Here is a 5668-nt window from a genome sequence, read left to right as displayed (position 1 = left end):
ACTGATGTCGCGCATGACGCTTTTTCAATACGTGTTGTTATTCGGTGCTTACATTATTACCAATCTGACGGGAATTTTTCGTGAAACGACCTAGTACAGGAAATTTGATACAAAGCAACAATCGGTAGCAAGTAACCAGTGCAGGTGCCTTTAAGTGTAAGCAAGCTAACCGATTTAATAAATAACGATTGAATCGAGAAAGAAAATCCAGTATCATTGGAAATTAGATGATACAATCTAGCATGTAAATATTGGGAAGAATAATCTAAGTGGTTTGGCTTAGATTATTTTCTTTTTTGAGCAGATTCTGTACTTATTTTCAATATCCTGGCGAACCCTTTTTCACTGATATTTGGAAATATGACAGCTTTTTCATACTTTCCTGGAGAATAAAAATCTATCTTTTGATAAAGGGGGGGCTCGCTTCTTAATTCGATTTCAAAAGATAAGAAAGTGGTCCTGGCCGCACCAGTAGTAGAGTTGCTTTTTTATCGCGCTCTGAAATTAACCGTTTTATTTTCATCCTGACCATAATTTTTACTTTGCCACAACATATAGTGTGTCGGATGTCAATACTTTCTACTGGTTGTATTTTGCGATACTATAAAATTGTTAAATTTTGAAAGGGGAAAAATAAAATGAAGGTCCAAATTATTGATAAACAAGATTTAAATAATCTTGCAAAGCTGAAGGTTATTAAACGTGACGGGACCAAGACCTCCTTTTATGCATACAAAATCGATTTAGTATTAAATGCACTTAAAGCTGACGACAAGGCCAAGCACATTGTCTATATGACGATTTTTGATGCATTGATTGATGAAGAAGAAGTTCCCGCCACAACCATTGCCAAACTATTTATTGAAGGGTTACAGAAAGCTGGACACACGGAATTGGCACAGCAATTTACTGACTACCGGAAGAAAGACGAAGAAGCCTTTGCCGAAGCGATTAACCCACAGCACAAGCTGGAACAACTCTTTGGGCGTAAGGACCAGGTTGTCCACGAAAATGCCAACAAGGATAGCCGGGTTTTTAATACCCAACGGGACCTCGAAGCCGGGGTTGTTAGCCGGGCCCTCGGGCTACGGATGCTACCGGGTATTGTTGCCAAGGCCCACCTCCGTGGTGACATTCACTGGCACGACCTTGACTACTCCCCGGTTACGCCGGAAACTAACTGTTGCCTGATTGACTTTGATGAAATGTTCAAGAATGGCTTCAAGATTGGGAACGCCTGGGTTTCCTCCCCCCGGTCCATCCAGACCGCCACGGCACAGATGTCCCAGATCATTGCCAACGTTGCCTCACTACAATACGGTGGCTGCTCTGCTAACCGAGTCGACCAACTACTTGAACCGTATGCCAAGATTAACTACGAAAAGCATATGAAGGATGCTGACAAATGGATTGCTCCCGACAAGCGGGAAGCCTTTGCTAGGGAAAAGACCAAGAAGGATATCTACGACGCCATGCAGGCCCTTGAATACGAAATTAACACCCTCTACTCTAGCCAAGGTCAAACTCCATTTACTACCGTTAACTTCGGTCTGGGAACCAGCTGGATTTCACGGGAGATTCAAAAGGCTATCCTAAAGATTCGAATCAAGGGGCTGGGTAAAGAACACCGGACGGCAATTTTTCCTAAGCTAATCTTTACCCTGAAGCGGGGGCTCAACCTTAACCCTGGTGACCCGAACTACGACATCAAACAGTTAGCCCTGGAGTGCTCCACTAAGCGGATGTACCCCGACCTCTTGATGTACGACAAGATTAAAGAAATCACCGGGAGCTTTAAGACGCCAATGGGCTGTCGTTCCTTTTTGCAAGGATGGACCGACCCGGAGACCGGTAAGGAAGTTAACTCCGGACGGATGAACCTCGGTGTGGTTACCGTTAACCTCCCGCGGATTGCCCTCGAAGCCCACGGTGACAAGCGGCTCTTCTGGGAAATCTTCAAGGAAAAGATGAACATCTGCAAGATTGCCCTCGATTACCGGATTAAGCGGACTAAGGAAGCCAAACCAGAAAACGCACCGCTCCTGTATATGTACGGTGCCTTTGGTAAACGGCTGAAGCGGACCGACAGTGTTGACGAAGTCTTCAAGAACAGCCGGGCCACGGTTTCTTTGGGTTACATTGGCCTGTACGAAGTCTGCACGACCTTCTACGGTCCTAACTGGGAGCACAATAAGGAAGCTCATGATTTCGCCGTTTCCATTACCAAGGCCATGCACGACCTTTGTGCTAAGTGGGAAGACGAGGAAGGCTATCACTTTAGCCTCTACTCAACGCCGGCGGAATCCTTGACCGATACCTTCTGCCAGGACGATATTAAGAAGTTTGGCCGGGTTGAAGACGTTACGGATAAGGAATACTACACCAATAGTTTCCACTACGATGTCCGCAAGCACCCAACCCCGTTTGAGAAGCTGGAGTTTGAAGAGGACTTCCCATACCAAGCAGCGGGGGGCTTCATTCACTACTGCGAATACCCGAACTTGCGGCAAAACCCTAAGGCCCTAGAAGCAGTCTGGGACTGGGCTTACGACCATGTGGGCTACCTGGGAACTAACACCTCCATTGACCAGTGCTTCAAGTGTGGCTTCAAGGGTGAATTTAAAGCGACTGAACGGGGCTTCAAGTGCCCGCAATGTGGTAACTCCGACCCGGCAACCTGTGACGTTGTTAAGCGGACCTGTGGCTATTTGGGGAACCCTCAACAGCGGCCAATGGTTCACGGCCGGCACGAGGAAATCATTCACCGGGTTAAGCACATGAGCCCATCCATGATCAAGTCTGCCGCCCAGTTTGAGGCTTCACGGCAGGGCGACCGGCGCGAGGCTCATGCATCCATCAAGGGAAAGCAAATTTAAGGAAGAGACTTAATGGTAGAGAATAAGCAAACGCGACAACCAAATAATCCTAAACCAAAAGAATGGCTTGCTGCGGACCATTCCCTTCAATACGTGGCGGACTACAAGCCCTTTAACTTCGTCGATGGTGAAGGGGTGCGGTGCAGCATTTACGTTAGTGGCTGTCTTTTTAACTGTCCAGGCTGTTATAACAAGGCAGCGCAGAACTTCCACTATGGGCAGCCTTACACCCAGGAACTGGAAGACCAGATCATGGAGGACCTTTCCCATGACTATGTACAGGGACTGACCCTGCTGGGAGGTGAGCCCTTTTTAAATACCCAGGTCTGCCTGAAACTAGTCCATCGTCTGCGCAAAGAATTCGGTCATGACAAGGACATATGGTCCTGGACTGGCTACACTTGGGAAGAGTTGCAAAAGGAGTCCGCTGATAAACTGGAGCTTCTTCACAACCTTGATATCCTGGTTGACGGCCGCTTCATCCTTGCCAAAAAGGACCTAACCCTCCAGTTCCGGGGGAGCTCTAACCAGCGGATCATTGACGTTCCAAAGTCACTTGATGCGGGACATGTTGTCATCTGGGACAAGCTTGTCCACTAAGGAGGCTGGTTTTCGTGACTAAAACAGTTGTCATGTGGGCCGGCGAACCGGCATGGTTAACTAAAAAGCGACAGCTAGCGCAAGTTATACAGGGTCGCTTGCCTAAGTTTAGTGGCCAGGAACGGTGGCTACCTTGGCAAATAAAAACAGGTGGTTACCAGGAAAACTGGTTGGTACATCAGGGCCGTGATTTTATGGCTGCTCCGCTAACTCAGGCTGTCGATAACTACTCGACCTTTCTTCAGGAAAACCTAATGGAAAAGGGGATTAGCTGGCATGATAACCAACTGTTTGCGGCCCACCTGGCGAACATCGACGGGGGTCAGTTTATTTACGTGCCAAGCAACCGGCAGGTCGTAGTTCCCATCACTTTTGCGCCCCGCGGGATGATGACTAACCCGCAGAACATTATTATTGTGGGGGCCAATAGTGAGGTTACCCTGGTGGAAAAGATGGTCGTTAAGAGTGCCCAACCATTGTTTGCGGATACCGAGATTCTTGTGGGGGCGAATGCCCGGGTGCATTTTAAGCAAAATAATCAATTGCGTGCACCAGTAATTTTCCAAGGACTAAGTCTTTATCAGGCCCGCGGCGCAAGCGTTCGGACAGACCAGACGATGGAAAATGATGGTGACGTCACTATTAAGTTAAGTAATTTCTTGGATGGGGACTCAAGCCAGTGGACAGCAAGGGCAATGCTTAACCCTCACAAGTATGGACGATATCACTTTCTTCCACAGGTTGATGGCTTTGGAAAGGGAAGCCAAGCCAGTTTAACTACTTACCTTGACCAGGATGAAGGTGGGACCGTGCTAGCAGAACCGTTCAAACCAACTAGCGGTGAACCATTGATGACTAATGAACGTGTGATTACCCCACAAGATAGCGATTGGCCAGGCGTTTAAGCTCATCATTTTTAACATTATGAAGGATGTTTATCAATAATTATAATAATTATATAAAGCGCTGAGGGTGTCCCCCCAGCATTTTTATTTTAAAAACATAAGTTATTACCTGAAAAAGCGGTGCCAAAAGGACTGATATTTATTATTAGGCAGATTGCAAGAAATAACTTGAACGAATTTAGTGACGTAGATTAAGCAGGAAGATCTCGATTGGTGTATGCCAATTAAGACATTTAAGTGGCCGGGAATTTAAATACCAATTAATTTGAATCAGCTTGTGATCGCTTAACTCTTCAATGGCTTGGCCTTTGGGAATAAAGCGTCGTAAAACTCGGTTACGGTTCTCATTACTGCCGCGTTCATGTGGTGAATAAGCATGGGCAAAATAAACCGGAGTACCAGTTTGCCGTTCAATTGTCTGATAGTTAGCGAACTCTTTACCATGATCCACGGTAAGCGTCTTGAGCTTATTTTGAAGTTGACTAGCTAGTTCAAGTATGGCTTGAGTCATGGACTGACTGTCGCGACCATGGAGCCGTTTAACAATTGTCAGGCGACTCTTACGCTCCACAAAAGTAGCCATAGCTTGACCTTTACGTTTGCCAGAAAGTACGGTATCAGCTTCAAAGTGGCCGAATTCCTGGCGAGTTTCGACTTTATGAGGACGCTCCTCAATGGAGCGGCCGCGACTGAACGTACCACGCTTTTCTTTAGCGCGATGACGACGCATTCCATGATCAGGCAAATCGGGCAACTGTATATCAAGCCATCCTTGATCAATCCATTTATAGACCGTCTTGTAGGCAATTCCAACTACATGGGCAACTTGTTCAGGGGACCACTTCTGGACTTGAATCTTTTCTTCGATCAAGTGTTTAAGGTTTTTAGTGAGCGAAAACTTCCGCCCCCGTTGACTAACCTTGCGTTCAAAGTCAGTTTGCGCTAGCTCAGCCTGGTACTCACTATTTAGCCGGTGAAGTTCGTTAAAGACTGTGGTTTTACTAAAGCCTAAGTAATTAGCGATGTATCGCAAGGAACGTCCTTCATTATGAAGCGTTTCAATGACAACACGGTTCTGGAATGATAAAATAGTGGTGCCCATTAAGGTCCTTCTTTCTAATGGAATGTTGTGGTAACACCATTAAAGACCTTGATGGGTTTTTCTGTCCACTTAAATGTTCAACTTAAATTTTACAATCTACCATTACAAAATTGTCAGAAAATAAAAATGTAATGTAAGCACCGAATAACAACACGTATTGAAAAAGCGTCATGCGCGACATCAGT

4 protein-coding genes are annotated in these 5668 nt (G+C 46.2%); 3 read left to right on the top strand and 1 reads right to left on the bottom strand.

Going from position 1 to position 5668, the window contains the following annotated elements; translation table 11 throughout:
* The first annotated feature begins 638 nt into the window (after window positions 1-638).
* The 3 genes from nrdD to FD32_RS09420 are packed head-to-tail and all read left to right on the top strand — an operon-like array spanning window position 639 to window position 4381.
* On the top strand, window positions 639-2876 hold the full coding sequence (gene nrdD / locus FD32_RS09430; RefSeq protein WP_056962184.1) for an anaerobic ribonucleoside-triphosphate reductase: 2238 nt from the start codon (window positions 639-641) through the stop codon (window positions 2874-2876).
* 12 nt (window positions 2877-2888) lie between these two features.
* Window positions 2889-3476 (top strand): anaerobic ribonucleoside-triphosphate reductase activating protein, encoded by a 588-nt coding sequence (nrdG, locus tag FD32_RS09425; protein WP_047769687.1) that lies wholly within the window; start codon window positions 2889-2891, stop codon window positions 3474-3476.
* Window positions 3477-3490: 14 nt separating this feature from the next.
* A complete protein-coding gene (locus FD32_RS09420) occupies window positions 3491-4381 on the top strand; it encodes a SufD family Fe-S cluster assembly protein (RefSeq protein WP_053003073.1) in 891 nt (296 codons plus the stop codon).
* 178 nt (window positions 4382-4559) lie between these two features.
* On the opposite strand, the gene FD32_RS09415 is transcribed toward FD32_RS09420, so the two are convergent.
* Complete coding sequence (locus tag FD32_RS09415) at window positions 4560-5483, bottom strand: IS30 family transposase (RefSeq protein ID WP_056962183.1); 924 nt, start codon at window positions 5481-5483, stop codon at window positions 4560-4562.
* Between the last annotated feature and the right edge of the window lie 185 nt (window positions 5484-5668).

The sequence above is a fragment of the Limosilactobacillus panis DSM 6035 genome (assembly GCF_001435935.1).
In the GTDB taxonomy this organism is placed as follows: Bacteria; Bacillota; Bacilli; order Lactobacillales; family Lactobacillaceae; genus Limosilactobacillus; species Limosilactobacillus panis.
The sequence above is the reverse complement of the archived record's forward strand: the minus strand, read 5'-3'. Positions and strand labels throughout refer to the sequence as shown.